At 56.6% G+C, this 16988-nt stretch carries 16 protein-coding genes; 9 read left to right on the forward strand and 7 right to left on the reverse strand.

Annotated features, from left to right (window positions below):
* The first annotated feature begins 25 nt into the window (after positions 1-25).
* Together tag and ACOTYN_RS08660 are read left to right on the forward strand one after the other, a co-directional pair.
* Complete coding sequence (tag, locus tag ACOTYN_RS08655; protein WP_014882052.1) at positions 26-607, forward strand: DNA-3-methyladenine glycosylase I; 582 nt, start codon at positions 26-28, stop codon at positions 605-607.
* Positions 585-1031 carry an N-acetyltransferase gene (locus tag ACOTYN_RS08660; RefSeq protein ID WP_032635359.1) on the forward strand — a complete coding sequence of 149 codons (447 nt, stop codon included), beginning with the start codon at positions 585-587 and terminating at the stop codon, positions 1029-1031. The genes tag and ACOTYN_RS08660 overlap by 23 nt, the downstream gene beginning before the upstream one ends.
* Here the strand turns inward: ACOTYN_RS08660 and ACOTYN_RS08665 are convergent.
* On the reverse strand, positions 994-3273 hold the full coding sequence (locus ACOTYN_RS08665; RefSeq protein ID WP_240498866.1) for a molybdopterin guanine dinucleotide-containing S/N-oxide reductase: 2280 nt from the start codon (positions 3271-3273) through the stop codon (positions 994-996). The two genes, ACOTYN_RS08660 and ACOTYN_RS08665, sit on opposite strands and share 38 nt — an antisense overlap.
* Positions 3274-3485: 212 nt before the next feature.
* Here ACOTYN_RS08665 and ACOTYN_RS08670 point away from each other — a divergent pair, with 212 nt between their 5' ends.
* The 6 genes from ACOTYN_RS08670 (at position 3486) to ghrB (ending at position 9503) form a co-directional block, all read left to right on the forward strand.
* On the forward strand, positions 3486-4148 hold the full coding sequence (locus ACOTYN_RS08670) for an OmpA family lipoprotein (protein ID WP_008502762.1): 663 nt from the start codon (positions 3486-3488) through the stop codon (positions 4146-4148).
* Positions 4149-4292: 144 nt separating this feature from the next.
* Positions 4293-5309, forward strand: a complete 1017-nt coding sequence (locus ACOTYN_RS08675; protein ID WP_014882049.1) for a LacI family DNA-binding transcriptional regulator — start codon at positions 4293-4295, stop codon at positions 5307-5309.
* 103 nt (positions 5310-5412) lie between these two features.
* Positions 5413-6162: a sugar phosphate isomerase/epimerase family protein gene (locus ACOTYN_RS08680; protein ID WP_032629647.1), complete on the forward strand. Its 750-nt coding sequence runs from the start codon at positions 5413-5415 to the stop codon at positions 6160-6162.
* Between the two features lie 3 nt (positions 6163-6165).
* Positions 6166-7104, forward strand: a complete 939-nt coding sequence (locus ACOTYN_RS08685; protein WP_071922712.1) for a sugar kinase — start codon at positions 6166-6168, stop codon at positions 7102-7104.
* 117 nt (positions 7105-7221) lie between these two features.
* Positions 7222-8502 (forward strand): MFS transporter, encoded by a 1281-nt coding sequence (locus ACOTYN_RS08690; RefSeq protein WP_023331751.1) that lies wholly within the window; start codon positions 7222-7224, stop codon positions 8500-8502.
* Positions 8503-8528: 26 nt separating this feature from the next.
* Complete coding sequence (gene ghrB, locus ACOTYN_RS08695; protein ID WP_071922713.1) at positions 8529-9503, forward strand: glyoxylate/hydroxypyruvate reductase GhrB; 975 nt, start codon at positions 8529-8531, stop codon at positions 9501-9503.
* Between the two features lie 58 nt (positions 9504-9561).
* Here ghrB and cspE read toward each other — a convergent pair whose 3' ends face one another.
* Both cspE and ACOTYN_RS08705 read right to left on the reverse strand, forming a co-directional pair.
* On the reverse strand, positions 9562-9774 hold the full coding sequence (gene cspE / locus ACOTYN_RS08700; RefSeq protein ID WP_003860775.1) for a transcription antiterminator/RNA stability regulator CspE: 213 nt from the start codon (positions 9772-9774) through the stop codon (positions 9562-9564).
* Positions 9775-10021: 247 nt separating this feature from the next.
* Entirely contained in the window at positions 10022-10732 is a 711-nt protein-coding gene (locus tag ACOTYN_RS08705; RefSeq protein WP_014882044.1) for a DUF3053 domain-containing protein, read from the reverse strand.
* A gap of 332 nt (positions 10733-11064) precedes the next feature.
* On the opposite strand from ACOTYN_RS08705, the gene ACOTYN_RS08710 reads away from it, so the two are divergent.
* Positions 11065-11352, forward strand: a complete 288-nt coding sequence (locus ACOTYN_RS08710) for an HTH-type transcriptional regulator (protein WP_014882043.1) — start codon at positions 11065-11067, stop codon at positions 11350-11352.
* A 38-nt stretch (positions 11353-11390) separates the two neighbouring features.
* Here the strand turns inward: ACOTYN_RS08710 and ACOTYN_RS08715 are convergent, their stop codons facing one another.
* From ACOTYN_RS08715 to ACOTYN_RS08730, 4 genes are all read right to left on the reverse strand, one after another.
* Positions 11391-13010 carry an ABC-F family ATP-binding cassette domain-containing protein gene (locus ACOTYN_RS08715; RefSeq protein ID WP_071922714.1) on the reverse strand — a complete coding sequence of 540 codons (1620 nt, stop codon included), beginning with the start codon at positions 13008-13010 and terminating at the stop codon, positions 11391-11393.
* A gap of 440 nt (positions 13011-13450) precedes the next feature.
* A complete protein-coding gene (glyS, locus tag ACOTYN_RS08720) occupies positions 13451-15520 on the reverse strand; it encodes a glycine--tRNA ligase subunit beta (RefSeq protein ID WP_014882041.1) in 2070 nt (689 codons plus the stop codon).
* 9 nt (positions 15521-15529) lie between these two features.
* Positions 15530-16441 (reverse strand): glycine--tRNA ligase subunit alpha, encoded by a 912-nt coding sequence (glyQ, locus tag ACOTYN_RS08725; RefSeq protein ID WP_003860141.1) that lies wholly within the window; start codon positions 16439-16441, stop codon positions 15530-15532.
* Positions 16442-16601: 160 nt separating this feature from the next.
* On the reverse strand, positions 16602-16907 hold the full coding sequence (locus tag ACOTYN_RS08730; protein WP_032635354.1) for a YsaB family lipoprotein: 306 nt from the start codon (positions 16905-16907) through the stop codon (positions 16602-16604).
* Between the last annotated feature and the right edge of the window lie 81 nt (positions 16908-16988).

Raw genomic sequence — 16988 nt, forward strand, 5'->3', positions numbered from 1 at the left:
TCAGCATCAGTAAGGGAGATAACGGATGGAACGTTGCGGTTGGGTAAGCCAGGATCAGCTTTATATCGACTATCACGATCGGGAATGGGGCGTGCCGGAGACGGAGGGCAGAAAACTCTTTGAGATGATCTGCCTTGAGGGACAGCAGGCGGGATTGTCATGGATTACGGTACTGAAGAAACGTGAAAACTACCGCAACGCCTTTCACCAGTTCGACCCCGTCGCCGTCGCCGCCATGACCGATGAAGACGTAGAACGCCTGGTGCAGGATGCTGGCATCATCCGCCATCGCGGTAAGATCCAGGCCATCATCGGCAATGCCCGCGCCTACCTGGCGATGGAGCAAAACGGCGAGCCCTTCTCTGCGTTTGTCTGGTCGTTTGTGAATAACACGCCGCAGCTCACTCAGGCCACCTCGCTGGCGGAGATCCCGGCCTCCACGCCGGAGTCGGACGCGCTCTCTAAGGCCCTCAAAAAGCGCGGCTTTAAGTTTGTCGGCTCCACCATCTGCTACGCCTTTATGCAGGCCTGTGGCCTGGTCAATGACCATGTTACCGGCTGCTTCTGTCATCCGGGGAGGCAACATGATCCGCAAGTGGCAAAGTGACAATGCCGATCCGCTCCTGAGCCTGTGGCTTGAAAGCACCACCGAAGCGCACCCGTTCATCAGCGCAAGCTACTGGAAGGAGAACGAAGCCATGGTGCGGGAGGTCTACCTCCCTGCAGCGGAAACCTGGGTGTGGGAAGAGGACGGTACGCTGCGTGGTTTTATTAGCATTATAAAGTCGCAGTTTGTGGGGGCGCTGTTCGTCAGGCCAACGTATATCGGGCAAGGTATTGGAGGCGCGCTGCTGAACCATGTTCAACAGCGCTTCCCGCATTTAAGCCTGGAGGTCTATCAGAAAAACGTCCGGGCGGTGAATTTCTATCATGCACAGGGCTTTCGCATCGAAGACAGCGCCTGGCAGGACGATACCCAGCACCCGACCTGGATTATGAGCTGGCAGGCGGATCAAACGCCGTTAAGGTAAGCTCAGGCCCCTGGTATTTCTCGACCCAGGCCAGCGCCGTATTCCCTGCACAACCGTTCCCCAGCTTCGAGCTGGGGAGATCTTTGGTCAGCACGTTAACCGCCCCGTTTTTACAGATCCCCCCCTCGGCAGGCTCAAGATCGGGCCATGCGCCCTGGTGAATACAGATCACGCCCGGTTTAATCCCGTCGCTGACCACCGCCCCTGCCAGCACCTGACCACGATGATTCCAGACGCGCACCACATCGCCGTCCGCAATCCCGCGGGCTTTAGCGTCATGGGTATTCAGCGTGATCGGCTCTCGCCCGGCGACCGCATACTGCTCGCGCAGTGAGGAGTAGTTAAGCTGGCTGTGCAGACGATGTGCGGGATGAGCAGATAACACCTGCAGCTGCTCCGGCTGGGCGTTGCCGTGCCACTCGTCCGGCTCCAGCCAGGAAGGGTGTGGCGGGCAATCGGCATAGCCAAAGCTGGCGATGCGCTCGCTGTAGATCACAATCTTGCCGCTCTCGGTTTTCAGCGGATGGTTCTCCGGGTCGCGGCGGAAATCAGCGAAACGGACGAACTGCGAGTTCTGTTCGCTTTCCGGCATTTCGATCAACTGGTTCGCTTCCCAGAACGCAGAAAATGGCGGCAGCGTTATGCCCTGCGCCGCACCGCGCTGCCCGGCGATCTGGTAAAACGTCTCCAGCCATTGCAGATCCGTTTTCCCTTCGGTAAAACGTTCACGACCGCCCGCTTCCCACCGCTCGCTCAGTTCAGCAAACACGTCAAAATCATCACGTGCTTCATCGCGCGGCGCCACAACGCGCTTCATCGGTACCATATGCTGGTTGCTGTAATCGCCGGTCATGGTGAGATCGTTACGCTCAAACGACGTGGTCGCCGGCAGCACAATATCCGCATGTTTGGCCGAAGCGGTCCAGAAGCACTCGGAAATCACCACCAGCTCCGGCTTTTGCCAGGCGCGGATCAGGCGATTGGTATCCTGATGGTGCGTGAAGTTCGCCCCGCCCGCCCACCAGATAAATTTAATATCCGGGAAATGGCGGTCCAGACCGTTGTGCTGATAAAAACCGCCCGGGTTTTCCAGGGCTTCAATGATTCGCGCCACCGGGATTTTATCCACGGCATCCACGCCGCCTGCCACCGAACCTTGCAGAGAAGCCAGCACCGCCGCTTTGCGCGTTGGGTTTCCGCCGTTGGCAAAATGATAGGAGAGACCAAAACCGCCGCCCGGCGTACCGATCTGCCCGAGCATGGCGGCAAGCGTGACCAGCATCCAGTGCTTCTGCTCGCCAAACTGCTGGCGCTGCATCCCCCAGCCGGACATTAACATCGTGGTGTTGTCATGGAATAACGCGGCCAGTTCGCGAATTTTGTCAGCAGAAACACCACAAATTCCTGCCGCCCATTCTGCGGTTTTAGCCACCCCGTCGGATTGCCCCGTGAGATAGTCGGCAAATTGGTCAAAGCCGGAGGTGCAGCGGGTGAGGAAGTCACTGTCGTGCCAGTCGTTCTCCACCAGCGTATGGGCGATACCCAGCATCATTGCCACGTCGGTGCCCATATGCGGCGCAATCCACTCGGCGCTGTCGCCGAAGAAATCCATGGTTTCAGAGCGCATCGGGTCAATGCAGATGATGCGCTTGCCGCTTTTGCGCAGCGCGTCGAAATATCCAATGCCCTGCTCGTCACTGGCATTCCAGGCAATTTTCAACGTGTTAAGCGGGTTGGCACTCCAGAGCACCACCACATCGGTATGCGCCAGCACCAGCGGCCAACTGGTCTGCTGCTGGTAAACTTCGTTGCCGCCGACCACGTACGGCATGATCGCCTGCGCAGCGCCAGTGGAATAATCTCCCAGATGTCCGGTATAACCGCCCGCCAGGCTCATGTAACGCTGCAGCAGCGTCGACGCCTTATGCAGCACGCCGTTCGAACGCCAGCCGTAAGATCCGGCAAAAATGGACGATGGGCCGTAACGTTCGCGGATGCGCTTATGCTGGGCGTGGATCAACGCCAGCGCGTCATCCCAGCTCACGCGAACAAACTCATCCTGGCCACGAATACCCTGCGGTTTATCCGGCGAAGCCAGAAAACCTTTACGCACCATCGGCCAGCGCACGCGCGTTTTGCTATGCACCTGATCGCGAACGACGGTCTGTAAAGAGTTGGGATGTTGTGTTGGCAGTGCCCCGCGGGACGACAAAACATTTTCGCCATCGGTTTCGACCAGCATCGGCCCCCAGTGGGCGGCGGTCAGAATGGTTTTCGTTGAGGTGCTCAAGCGTGCGCTCCTGATTGCGTGCAGGTTTTACGGCCTTCTTGCTGAGACCGTTTATGGTTTGTCACAAATTTCAGAGTTATACCCGGAATTTTCTCCGTATCTGGACGTCATAATCAACTGCCACGCACGCCGTGGCAAAGAATAAAAAGGATTAAGGAAAGAAGATGAAAAAACGCGTACTCGTTATTGCCGCTCTGGTGAGCGGTGCACTGGCTGTTTCTGGCTGCACAACCAACCCTTACACCGGTGAGCGCGAAGCGGGTAAATCCGGCATCGGCGCAGGTATCGGCTCGCTGGTCGGCGCAGGCGTTGGAGCACTCTCCTCCTCCAAAAAAGACCGCGGTAAAGGCGCGTTGATTGGCGCAGCGGCGGGGGCAGCACTGGGCGGCGGCGTCGGCTATTACATGGATGTACAGGAAGCAAAACTGCGTGACAAAATGAAGGGAACCGGCGTAAGCGTGACGCGCAGCGGCGATAACATCATTCTGAACATGCCGAACAACGTGACCTTTGATAGCAGCAGCGCAACGCTGAAACCAGCGGGTGCGAACACGCTGACCGGCGTGGCGATGGTGCTGAAAGAGTACAACAAGACCGCCGTGAACGTGATTGGCTACACCGACAGCACCGGCAGCCAGGATCTGAACATGCGTCTGTCACAGCAGCGCGCGGATTCCGTTGCCAGCTCGCTGATCACCCAGGGTGTGGAAGCGAACCGCATCCGCACCAGCGGCATGGGCCCTGCCAATCCTATCGCCAGCAACAGCACGGCGGAAGGTAAAGCGCAGAACCGTCGCGTAGAGATTACGTTGAGTCCAATTCAGTAATCGCATTTCTCCCTCTCCCGTGGGAGAGGGTTGGGGTGAGGGCACCAGACCGCACCCCAGGTAAGCGCTGCGCCACCGGGCAAATTACTTGATTCGTCCGATTTTCCCGTTAAGGTATTCTCACTAAATTCAGGGAAATCAGCGATGAGCAAACCAGCCCGGGCCACCATCAGCGACGTGGCGAAAGCCGCCAGAACCGGTAAAACCAGCATTTCGCGCTACCTTAACGGCGAGAAACATCTATTGTCCGATGCATTGCTGGCGCGTATTGAACAGGCTATTGCCGATCTCGACTACCGCCCCAGCCTGATGGCCCGCGGGCTCAAACGTGGCCGCACCCGCCTTATCGGACTTATCATCGCGGATATCACTAACCCCTACTCTGTAAACGTGCTCAGCGGTATCGAAGCCGCCTGCCGCGAAAAAGGTTTTACGCCTCTGGTCTGTAATACCAACAACGAGGTCGACCAGGAGTTGCACTATCTCGATCTGCTGCGCAGCTATCAGGTGGAAGGGATTGTGGTCAACGCGGTGGGCATGCGTGAAGAGGGGCTGAACCGTCTGCAGCAATCCTCCCTGCCCATGGTCCTCATCGACCGTAAAATCCCGGAATTCGCCTGCGATGTGGTCGGGCTGGATAACACCCAGGCCGCCACGACCGCGACCGAGCATCTGATTGAACAAGGTTTCGAGGCGATTCTCTTTCTGAGCGAACCGCTGGGCATGGTAAATACCCGACGCGATCGGCTGGCTGCATTTCGTGCCACGCTGGCGCGTTATCCCGGCGTGATCGCCGAAAATGCCGAAACGCCGCTTCACGAAGCCGATCAGCTCGACAATACCCTACGCCAGTTCCACACGCGCCATCGCGGAATGCGCAAAGCCGTTATCTCCGCCAACGGGGCACTAACCCTGCAGGTTGCCCGCTCGCTTAAGCGCATTGGCCTGCACTGGGGCAGCGATATCGGTCTGCTGGGGTTTGATGAACTGGAGTGGGCGGAGCTGGCTGGCGTCGGCATTACCACCCTCAAACAGCCCACCTGGCAGATTGGCTATGCTGCTGTAGAACAAGTGGTTCGTCGTATTGAAGGCACCAGTGAGGCCGTACGCGAGCAGGTCTTCTCCGGCGAGCTGATCGTCCGCGGCTCCACCGCACGTTAATTTCCCCTTGTGATAGCGATCATAAATTCGACATCCTGAGCTTTTCTTTGGAACCGGTTCCATCTAGCGTAATAGTATTGATATGTTGCGATGGAGTCCGAAGATGGGCAGGAAAATCATGGTGGTCACCGCCGCGTATGGCGCGGAGCAGGTGCGACAGGCGGGCGGTCAGCGGGCGATGCTTCCCGTTATTGCGGGTGCAGGCGCCGACGGCGTGGAGATCCGCCGCGAGCTGTTCAATAGCGAAGAGTTACTGGCGCTGCCTGCGCTCGGTGAGTCCATTGAGCTTCTGGGCCTGCTGGCGTGTTACTCAGCACCTGCCGCCCTGTTTATGCCCGATGGCACCCTCAACCCGGACCTGCCGCGGTATCTCTCAGAAGCCAGCACCCTGAACGCGCTGTGGCTGAAGGTTTCCCTGGGCCATTTTAGCGACACGCAGCCTCTCGATGCCTTACGTACTCTGCTCAATACCAGCGGTATCGCGCTGGTTGTGGAAAACGATCAGACCGACTGTGGCCAGCTTGCACCGATGCAACGCTTTCAGGCCGCCTGTCGCGAAAGGGCGCTTCCCGTCACGCTGACTTTTGACATGGGCAACTGGCTGTGGGTCGGTGACTCCCCGGAAGAGGCCGCGCGTCATCTGGCGCCTGCCGTGAGCTATATCCACGTTAAAGCCGCCGTTCCGCATAAAGATAACTTTCGCGCCGTCGCGCCGGACGGTGCCGATTCCCGCTGGCTGGATCTGCTTGGCCAGCTGCCTGCCGATGCCCCGCGCGGTATCGAGTTCCCGCTGGAAGGGGTGGATTTAACCGCCGTTACCCGCCATTACGTCAACCTGCTGCGCGAGGAGTAAATCATGCACAAGACGCTGGATGTCATCACGATTGGCGAAGCCATGGCAATGTTTGTCGCCACCGAAACGGGCGAGCTGAGCGCGGTAGAGCACTTTATCAAACGCGTGGCGGGCGCAGAGCTGAACGTCGCAACCGGCCTGGCGCGTCTGGGCCTGAACGTCGGCTGGGTCAGCCGCGTGGGCGATGACAGCTTTGGCCACTTCGTTCTCGATTCACTGAAAAAAGAGGGGATTGATGCCGCAGGCGTTACGCTCGACGGACGCTTCCCCACCGGCTTTCAGCTTAAGTCTAAAGTTGTAAATGGAACCGATCCCATTGTGGAGTATTTCCGTAAAGGGTCGGCCGCCAGCCATCTCTCCGTAGAAGATTACCACGCCGATTATTTTGCCTCCGCGCGCCATTTGCACCTGAGCGGCGTGGCGGCGGCGCTCTCTGCCAGCTCGTATTCGCTGCTGGATCATGCGGCAACGACCATGAAGTCGCTGGGCAAAACGATCTCTTTCGATCCAAATTTGCGCCCGGTGCTGTGGAAAAGCGAAGCGGAAATGATCGAGAAGCTTAACCGGCTGGCATTCAGGGCGGACTGGGTTCTGCCGGGCCTGAAAGAAGGGATGATCCTGACCGGCGAAAATACACTGGAAGGCATTGCTGACTTCTATCTGAATAAAGGGGTAAAAGCGGTGGTGCTGAAAACCGGCGCCGATGGCGCATGGTTTAAAACAGCCGAAGGCGAGCAAGGCGCGGTCGCGGCGGTGAAGGTCGAGAACGTCGTCGACACCGTCGGCGCGGGCGATGGCTTTGCCGTGGGCGTCATTAGCGCGCTGCTGGAAGGCAAACCGCTGCAGCAGGCGGTTGCACGAGGCAACAAGATTGGCTCACTGGCCATTCAGGTGCAGGGCGACAGCGAAGGATTACCGACACGAGCACAGCTCGGCATGTAAATTCCCTCTCCCCGTGGGAGAGGGCCAGGGTGAGGGCCACAGGCCGCACCCAATAATTAAACCACCGTGTACCCTACAGACAACGGCGGTAACAACCTCAACAACAGAGGCAAGCCTATGAACAGTTCGACCAATGCAGTAAAACGCTGGTGGTACATCATGCCAATCGTGTTTATCACGTACAGCCTGGCGTACCTTGATCGTGCCAACTTCAGTTTCGCATCCGCGGCTGGGATCACCGAAGACCTCGGGATCACTAAGGGCGTCTCATCCCTGTTGGGCGCCCTCTTCTTCCTGGGGTATTTCTTCTTCCAGATCCCCGGTGCTATTTACGCCGAACGCCGCAGCGTGCGTAAGCTGATCTTCATTTGTCTGATCCTGTGGGGCGCCTGTGCGTCACTTACCGGCGTGGTGAACAATATTCCTGCCCTGGCCGCCATTCGCTTTATCCTTGGCGTTGTTGAGGCGGCGGTCATGCCCGCGATGCTGATTTACATCAGCAACTGGTTTACCAAATCTGAACGCTCACGCGCGAATACTTTCCTGATCCTCGGTAACCCGGTCACCGTACTGTGGATGTCGGTGGTCTCCGGCTACCTGATCCAGTCCTTCGGCTGGCGCGAGATGTTCATCATCGAAGGGGTTCCGGCAGTGATTTGGGCATTCTGCTGGTGGGTGCTGGTGAAAGATAAACCTGCCCAGGCGAAATGGCTTTCCGAAGATGAAAAAGCGGCGCTCCAGGCGCAGCTGGATAAAGAACAGCAGGGTCTGAAGGCGGTACGTAACTACGGTGAAGCTTTCCGCTCCCGTAACGTGATCCTGCTCTGCGCGCAGTATTTTACCTGGAGTATCGGCGTGTACGGTTTTGTGCTGTGGCTGCCGTCGATCATCCGCAGCGGCGGTGAGAATCTCGGCATGGTTGAAGTGGGCTGGCTCTCGTCCGTACCGTATCTTGCTGCGACCATCGCCATGATCGTCGCCTCCTGGGCGTCGGATAAGCTGCAAAACCGTAAGGTGTTCGTCTGGCCGCTGCTGCTGATTGCTGCTTTTGCCTTCATCGGCTCCTGGGCGGTGGGCGCGAATCACTTCTGGGCCTCTTATACCCTGTTGGTCATTGCCGGTGCCGCCATGTACGCCCCGTACGGTCCATTCTTTGCCATCATCCCGGAGATGCTGCCGCGTAACGTGGCGGGCGGTGCCATGGCATTAATTAACAGCATGGGCGCGCTGGGTTCGTTCTGCGGCTCCTGGTTTGTTGGTTACCTGAACGGAGCCACCGGCAGCCCATCCGCATCGTACATCTTTATGGGGGTGGCGCTTTTTGCCTCCGTGTGGCTTACTCTGATTGTTAAGCCTGCTAATAATCAACAGCACCCCGTCGGCGCACGCCACGCCTGAATCCTTAAAAATCAACGGAGATTAGCATGAAGCCGTCCGTCATTTTGTATAAAGCACTGCCGGAAGATCTGCAGAAACGCCTGGAAGAGCACTTCACCGTCACGCAGGTGAAAAACCTGAGTCCGGAGACCGTGGTACAGCATGCCGATGCGTTCGCCAGCGCCGAAGGCCTGCTGGGTTCAAGCGAGAAAGTGGACATCGCCCTGCTGGAGAAAATGCCGAAGCTTCGTGCTACTTCAACTGTTTCAGTAGGTTATGACAACTTCGACGTGGATGCCCTGAGCGCCCGCAAAATCCTGCTGATGCACACGCCGCATGCCCTGACGGAAACCGTGGCCGACACGCTGATGGCGCTGGTGCTCAGCACCGCCCGTCGCGTGGTTGAAGTGGCCGAGCGCGTTAAAGCAGGCGAATGGACAAAAAGCATTGGCCCGGACTGGTTCGGCGTGGATGTTCACGGAAAAACGCTGGGCATCGTGGGTATGGGACGTATCGGGCTGGCGCTGGCACAGCGCGCGCATTTTGGTTTCAACATGCCGATACTGTACAACGCGCGCCGTCACCACGGTGAAGCGGAAGAACGTTTTAACGCGCGTTACTGTGAGCTGGATACGCTGTTGCAGGAAGCCGATTTTGTCTGCCTGATCCTGCCGTTGACGGATGAAACACGTCACCTGATTGGCAAATCCGCATTTGAAAAAATGAAGAAATCCGCCATTTTTATCAACGCGGGTCGTGGCCCGGTGGTGGATGAGCAGGCGCTCATTGAAGCCCTGCAAAATGACGAGATCCACGCCGCCGGTCTGGACGTGTTTGAGCAGGAGCCACTGCCGGTGGATTCTCCACTGCTGAAAATGCCAAACGTCGTCGCCCTGCCCCACATCGGCTCTGCCACGCACGAGACACGCTACAACATGGCGGCTACCGCAGTGGACAACCTGATTGCCGCGCTGAGTGGAAAAGTGGATAAAAACTGCGTTAACCCGCAGATCCAACAGTAGAAACGAAAAAACCCGCCAGAAGGCGGGTTTTTGAATTTTGTGCTACTGGGTTGGAAGCTTACAGGCTTACAACGTTACCAGCTGCTGGGCCTTTAGCGCCGCTTTCGATGGTGAAGGACACTTTCTGACCTTCGTCCAGAGATTTGTAGCCATCGTTCTGGATAGCAGAGAAGTGTACGAACACGTCTTTTGAGCCATCGTCAGGAGTGATGAAGCCGAAACCTTTATCAGCGTTGAACCATTTTACCAGACCAGTCATTTTAGCAGACATAGAATTACCTTAATTAACAAATATATTGTGCCTTCCGGCTTGATGGATTGCGTTACAGATTTTTAAGCGATGAAGGAAGGGTCACAACGAAGGGTATCTATGGATAACAATCTGGACTGCTTTACTAAACTGCTTTAGGTCTGTGTAACAAACCGACGGGAATAGTTATACCGATGTGGTAGAGGAATGACAAGCGTTATTTTCGCAATGCATAAAAAAACCCCGCCTGACGCGGGGTTTTTCCGGTTTATTCTGTGGCCGTGACGGCGGCACTCCAGGCCTGGCTAAAGGCCTGATGCTGGGAGGCCAGTGGCCCAATCAGCGTATTGTACTGACTTGCCTGCTGCGAAGTCGGGAACTGGATGCCGTTGGCAACAAAGCTCACCTGAGTGTCCTGCTGGGCGATAAAGTCACCCACCTGAACCAGCTGCTGCGTGAAAATTTGCGCGGCCGGAATCAGCGGTTGCAGTGCTTCAGACGGTTTGGTCACCACTTTCTCATACACTTTGTCAAAGACCGGTTTGAGATCGTCACCCTGCTTCAGCGCAGAACGTGACGCATCAGCCTGCATTTTCGCATTCTGTAGCTGCTGGCTCAGCACGCCGAGCGCACCGTTGGACTGGCGCAGCGGTTCACGCTGAGTCACATAATCCTGTGGAACGCGGATGGCGTTTACGCTATCCACGACCGGGCGGATACCGGAATCCATCGCCTGGCTCACCTGCTGTGAATACCCATAAAGAATGGCGTAATCGGACACAAAGGGACCAAACTGTTTTTTCTGATCCGCAGTCAGCGTCGGTAACCGCTCGCCGCTGCGCATCACTGTATTCTGCAGAAAATCGATAAACGCTTTGCGCTGATCGCCTTCTTTATCAAAACACCCACTCAGGCTAACAACCATCAACAACGCCGCAATAGGCGCAAACCAGCGAGAGCAGGACTTTCCTGTCGCCATTTTATTACTCCTTTCACCCAAAAAAGCGCACACCGGCACACGCGTGCCCGACGGCTTACAAGGATAGTCCAGGTCAGCCTTGCAAGATACTCTTTTCATGTAAAACGCCTATTGCCGATTTATTTCTTATCATTTACAAAAAAATACCTGACGGGCCCTCCTTATGGTTAATCAGGTAATTAGCATAACTATCCATATAGCTGAATCGGATAAAGCGATCGTTACCGCACGATTAATCACACCCGTGACGATCCTGGGTTTGTATTAGGGACTATTCTTAATTGGCTCTCTGATGTTCTTGATCACGATGTGAGATTTAAGAGGAGTTCTCAATGGAATATAAAGATCCTGAGTTTGAGCTGCTGAGCAGTCTGGAACAGATCATTTTTAAAGATGTACCGCAGACGATTACCCTGCAACAAAAAGCCAATCCCTTTACAGAATATGAGCAATTGCGCAAAGGGACAGGTCTGAAGACAGAAGAATTCGCCAGAGCGATGGGTGTCAGCGTAGCGATGGTGCTGGAGTGGGAGTCAAAACGTGAGAGACCCACGCCAACCGAGTTAAAGCTGATGCGCCTGATTCAGGCCAACCCTGCACTCAGCAAACAGATAGCGTAGTGACGTTTGAACGCCCCCGCCTTCGCGGGGGCTTGTGTTTAAAGGCTTTCGCAACGCCAGCCCGCCTCTTCCCAGATCATCTCGTGCGACAACGTTAACCCTTGTAAAAAAGCGTCATCGTGAGACACCACCAGCAGAGCTCCCGGAAAACCGGCCAATGCCGCTTCAATGGCCTGAACCGAGGCCAGATCCAGATGGTTGGTCGGTTCATCCAGCAACAGGAGCTGCGTGGCCTCAGCACGCCATAATACGCATGCCAGTGCCGCCTTAAGACGCTCACCGCCGCTCAGTTCCGCCAGCGGGAGCGCGACTTTATCGGCCCCCAACTGAAGCTGCGCTAAACGGGTTCGTAATACCCCCTCTTCAAGGGGCGTATTGCCCAGGTTGAGGTGGGTCATGACCGACTGCGAGAGATCGAGCCGGGACAGATGTTGATCGAGATAAGCGCAGCTGACGGAAACGTTGCAGGTCCCTGAACGCGGGCTGATTTCGCCGAGAATCGCTTTTAACAGCGTCGACTTCCCGCAGCCGTTTGGTCCTTTTAACGCCACGCGCATCGGACCATCCATCCGCCAGCTGAGTGGGGGAACGGGCACATGCGGCAGCACCAGATTTTCCATCACCAGCACCTGTTTTCCTTCCGGAATCTGACTCCCCGGCAGGGTAAACATCACCGGGTTATCGTCTTCAACCCGCTCACGCGCCTTGTTTACGGCAGCGTTCAGGGCATCATTTTGCTCGTTATGCTGCTTTTTCCAGCTGCCAATACGTTCCTTTGCCGCGCCTTTATATTTGACGCGTTCGAACGATGCGATATTGAGGGTATCGACGGTGCGTAATGTTTTTGCCGACCGCCGCTGGCTGTCGTCATGCTCTTTCTGCATGCGCGCGCGGGTACGTTTGCGCGCCGTCGCCGCGTGCTCCAGCGCCGCGCGGGCAGCCTGTTGCTCAGCATCGCGCTGGGTTTGATAATCCGCATAATTCCCGCCATAGCTGCGAAGACCAGCGCCACTCAGTTCAAGAATGCGCGGCACCTGCGCCAGCAGCTCACGGTCATGGGAGGCCACCAGTACACCGCCCTGATAACGGGCAAGCTGGTCGTAGAACCATGTCCGGCCTTGCCGGTCCAGGTGGTTAGTGGGTTCGTCCAGCAGCAGATAATCCGCTTGCGCCGTAAACGCCCCGCACAGCAACGCGCGGACACGCTCGCCACCGCTGAGTTCAGCGGCTGGCTTATCCGGATCAAACGGCGACAGTGTCGCCCGGGCAAACGCCTCGCTCAGGCGTTCTGCTAAATCCCAGAAGCCATCAAGCGTTTCCAGATCGTCAGGCTGATACTCTCCGCTGTCGACACGCGCTCGCGCCGCGAAGATTGCCTCGTACCCGAGCAATTCAGCCAGCGTCGTGTGTGGCAAAATATCCTGCTGCTGCGCCACATAAACCTGTGTTCCGGTTCGTTCGATATGCCCGTTTGCGGGTTCATCAAGCCCCGCCAGCAGGCGCAGCAGACGCGTTTTCCCGCTGCCGTTGCGGCCCACCAGCGCGCACAGAGACGGTTCCAGAGAAAGATTCAGCGGACCAAAAAGGATATCCCCCGTCGCAAACTGACAGGTGACCTGATGCAAAATAAAAGAAGGGGACTGCGCTAAATGAGCCATAAGCACTCCTGAATGAAATCAAAACATCCCCTGCCGACGCGGTGGCGTTTAGCAAGGATCGAAATTCATCAGTCGTGTTTGTTCATTTTTGGGGGGCACTCCAGCACGAGAAATTTAACGAGGGTAAGGATAACGGTAATGTGTTGAAGGTTTCAAGGTTAAATTTTGGGCGACTTATACTCCCTCAGCCCTTTGGGAAGGACTACTTTGCCGATACCCTGAAGGCGCTGCGCTTATCCGGCCTACAAAAGCCCCATAAAAAAACCCGCCGAAGCGGGTTTTCAAACTGCTGGCAAAGTGCATTTTGTCAGTTTCGCCCGGCGGCGCTACGCTTGCACGGGCCTACAATGAAACGTGCAACCCGTTACACAATGTAGGCCGGGTAAGCGTAGCGCCACCCGGAAAGAAAGACGGCTCACATGTTTATGACAGCGGGCACATTACTGCAGCAGCGAAATATCCGCCACGCGCAGGAACAGCTCGCGCAGTTTTTCGAGCATAGAGAGACGGTTGATACGCAGGTCTTTATCTTCTACGTTCACCATCACTTTCTCGAAGAAGGCGTCGATCACGTCACGCAGTTCCGCCAGTTCCACCAGCGCTTCCTGGTAGCGGCCTTCCGCGAAGTACGGTTCGAGCTTGTCGCGCAGCACCACAACCTGCATCGCCAGAGCAATCTCTTCCGGCTCTTTCAGGGTCGCGGCGTTCACGCGTTCGTTCAGCGTTTCGTCGGATTTCGCCAGAATGTTGGAGACACGCTTGTTAGCCGCAGCCAGCGCAGATGACGCTTCCAGCGTACGGAAGTGGGAAACCGCCTTCATACGCGCATCGAAATCAGCCGGACGGGTCGGACGACGCGCCAGCACCGCCTGAATGGTGTCAACGGTGTAACCTTCGTCCTGATACCAGGCGCGGAAACGACCGAGCATAAAGTCGATAACGTCGTCCACCACGTTCGCGTTGGTCAGCTTGTCGCCGTAAAGACGCACCGCTTCTTCGGTCAGTGTCTGCAGATCGAGGTTCAGGTTCTTCTCAACGATGATGCGCAGCACGCCCAGCGCAGCACGACGCAGCGCAAACGGGTCTTTGTCCCCTTTTGGATGCTGGCCGATCCCGAAGATACCCGCCAGGGTGTCCATCTTGTCGGCAATCGCCACGGCGCAGGCGACCGGGTTAGACGGCAGTTCGTCACCCGCAAAGCGCGGCTGATACTGCTCGTTCAGTGCCACAGCCACGTCTTCCGCTTCGCCATCGTGACGCGCGTAGTGCATGCCCATCACGCCCTGGGTGTCGGTAAATTCGAACACCATGTTGGTCATCAGGTCGCACTTGGAGAGCAGGCCCGCACGGGTCGCATGGTTGACGTCGGCACCAATTTCGCGGGCGATCCAGCCGGACAGCTCCGCAATGCGGTCGGTCTTGTCGCGCAGCGTACCAAGCTGCTGCTGGAACAGCACGGTCTGCAGACGCGGCAGGTTATCTTCCAGACGCTTTTTACGGTCGGTATTGAAGAAGAACTCGGCATCCGCCAGACGCGGACGAACGACCTTCTCGTTACCAGAGATAATCTGGATAGGATCTTTCGATTCGATGTTGGCGACGAAGATGAAGTTTGGCAGCAGCTTGCCGTCGTTGGCGTAGACCGGGAAGTACTTCTGGTCACCCTTCATGGTGTACACCAGCGCTTCTGCCGGAACGGCCAGGAATTTCTCTTCGAACTTCGCGGTCAGCACCACCGGCCATTCAACCAGAGAGGTCACTTCTTCCAGCAGGCTGTCGCTCAGATCGGCATTACCGCCAATCTTGCGCGCCGCCTCTTCCGCGTCCGCTTTGATTTTGGCTTTACGCTGTTCGTAGTCAGCAATGACCTTGCCGCGCTCCAGCAGAATTTGCGGATACTGGTCGGCATTGTCGATGGTGAACTCCGGCTCACCCATAAAGCGGTGGCCACGGATCACGCGATCGGACGCCACGCCCAGAATGGTGGCAGGAATAACGGTGTCGCCCAGCAGCAGGGTCACGGTATGCACCGGACGCACGAAGTGGACGTCAGACGCGCCCCAGCGCATCAGCTTAGGAATCGGCAATTTCGCCAGCGACGTGGCAATCATGTCCGGCAGCAGCGCTTCTGCGCTCTCGCCTTTCACATGCGCACGATACAGCAGCCACTCGCCTTTGTCGGTGGTCAGACGCTCGGCCTGGTCAACGGTGATGCCGCAACCGCGCGCCCAGCCTTCAGCCGCTTTGCTCGGCTTGCCTTCCGCGTCGAACGCCTGGGCAATAGCCGGGCCACGTTTTTCGACTTCACGATCCGGCTGAGACGCCGCCAGATTTGCCACTTTCAGCGCCAGACGACGCGGCGCAGCAAACCACTCAATTTTACCGTGCGCCAGGCCAGCGTTATCAAGCTCGGCAGTCACGTTCGCAGCAAAAGATTCAGCCAGGCTACGCAGGGCTTTTGGTGGCAGCTCTTCGGTGCCGATTTCCACCAGGAAAGTTTTCTCAGACATGGCCGCCTCTTATTTGTTTCGGTTGCACATCGGGAAGCCAAGGGCTTCACGGGACGCGTAGTAAGCTTCAGCAACGGCTTTGGTCAGGGTACGAATACGCAGAATGTAGCGCTGACGTTCAGTCACGGAGATGGCTTTGCGGGCGTCCAGCAGGTTGAAGCTGTGGGCGGCCTTCAGAATACGCTCGTAAGCAGGCAGCGGCAGCGGAGTCTCCAGCGCCAGCAGCTGCTGCGCTTCTTTCTCGTACTGCTCGAAGCAGGTGAACAGGAAGTCCACGTCCGCGTATTCGAAGTTATAGGTGGATTGCTCCACTTCGTTCTGATGGAACACGTCGCCGTAGGTGGTTTTACCCAGCGGGCCGTCGCTCCAGACCAGGTCGTAAACGCTGTCTACGCCCTGAATGTACATCGCCAGACGTTCCAGACCGTAGGTGATTTCACCCGTGATCGGCTTACATTCCAGACCGCCAACCTGCTGGAAGTAAGTGAACTGGGTCACTTCCATGCCGTTCAGCCACACTTCCCAACCCAGACCCCAGGCACCCAGCGTTGGGTTTTCCCAGTTATCTTCCACGAAGCGAATGTCGTGGATGGTTGGATCCATACCCAGCTCTTTCAGCGACCCGAGGTACAGTTCCTGAATATTGTCGGGCGATGGCTTAATCACCACCTGGAACTGATAGTAATGCTGCAGACGGTTCGGGTTCTCACCGTAACGACCATCGGTCGGACGACGGGAAGGCTGCACATACGCGGTCGCCATTGGCTCTGGTCCCAACGCGCGCAGGCTGGTCATCGGGTGTGAAGTGCCGGCGCCGACTTCCATGTCCAAAGGTTGAACAATGGTGCAGCCCTGACGAGCCCAGTAATCCTGTAAAGTCAGGATCAGGCCCTGGAAGGTCTTGGTATCAAACTTTTGCATAGTATTTCGTGCTGGATACGTGTGGTTTTAAATGGAAGGGACCAGTATACCCGCTGGCTGCAAGATATACAGTACGAAACGGGGTTGTTTAGGGAAAATTGGGAAATAAGCCTTCAGGCCAGAACGCGGGCGGCCTCTGGCTGTTGATTATGCGAGCAGGCTAGCGCATGGAGAGGTGTAAAAACTGGCCGTCTGCATCAAACGAACAGACAAAACCCTCTTTACGCGACGTATGGCCCCGCAGCTCATAGCTTCCCTGAAAGCGCTCAAATCCGGTGACATCAATCTTCTGAACGGCCGAGTTATAGCGGCGTGCAGCCTGATCTTTACAGATTGCCTCCATGTTCAGTGAACGTTCCGGGCTCATTTTGCCCTGCTGTGCTTTTTGCACAGATGCTTCTTGTGGCGTACTGCAACCTGCCAGCATAAGCAGCAGAAAGAGTGACGCCACTCGCTTCATCATCATTTTTATTACCGTCCTGGTCAGTGGCTGTTATTTTTAGTATCAAAGCTTTTATAGATTAAGGTCCGCCATTCTGCGAATCTC

This window comes from Enterobacter cloacae complex sp. IR5458 (genome assembly GCF_049238025.1).
In the GTDB taxonomy this organism is placed as follows: Bacteria; Pseudomonadota; Gammaproteobacteria; order Enterobacterales; family Enterobacteriaceae; genus Enterobacter; species Enterobacter kobei.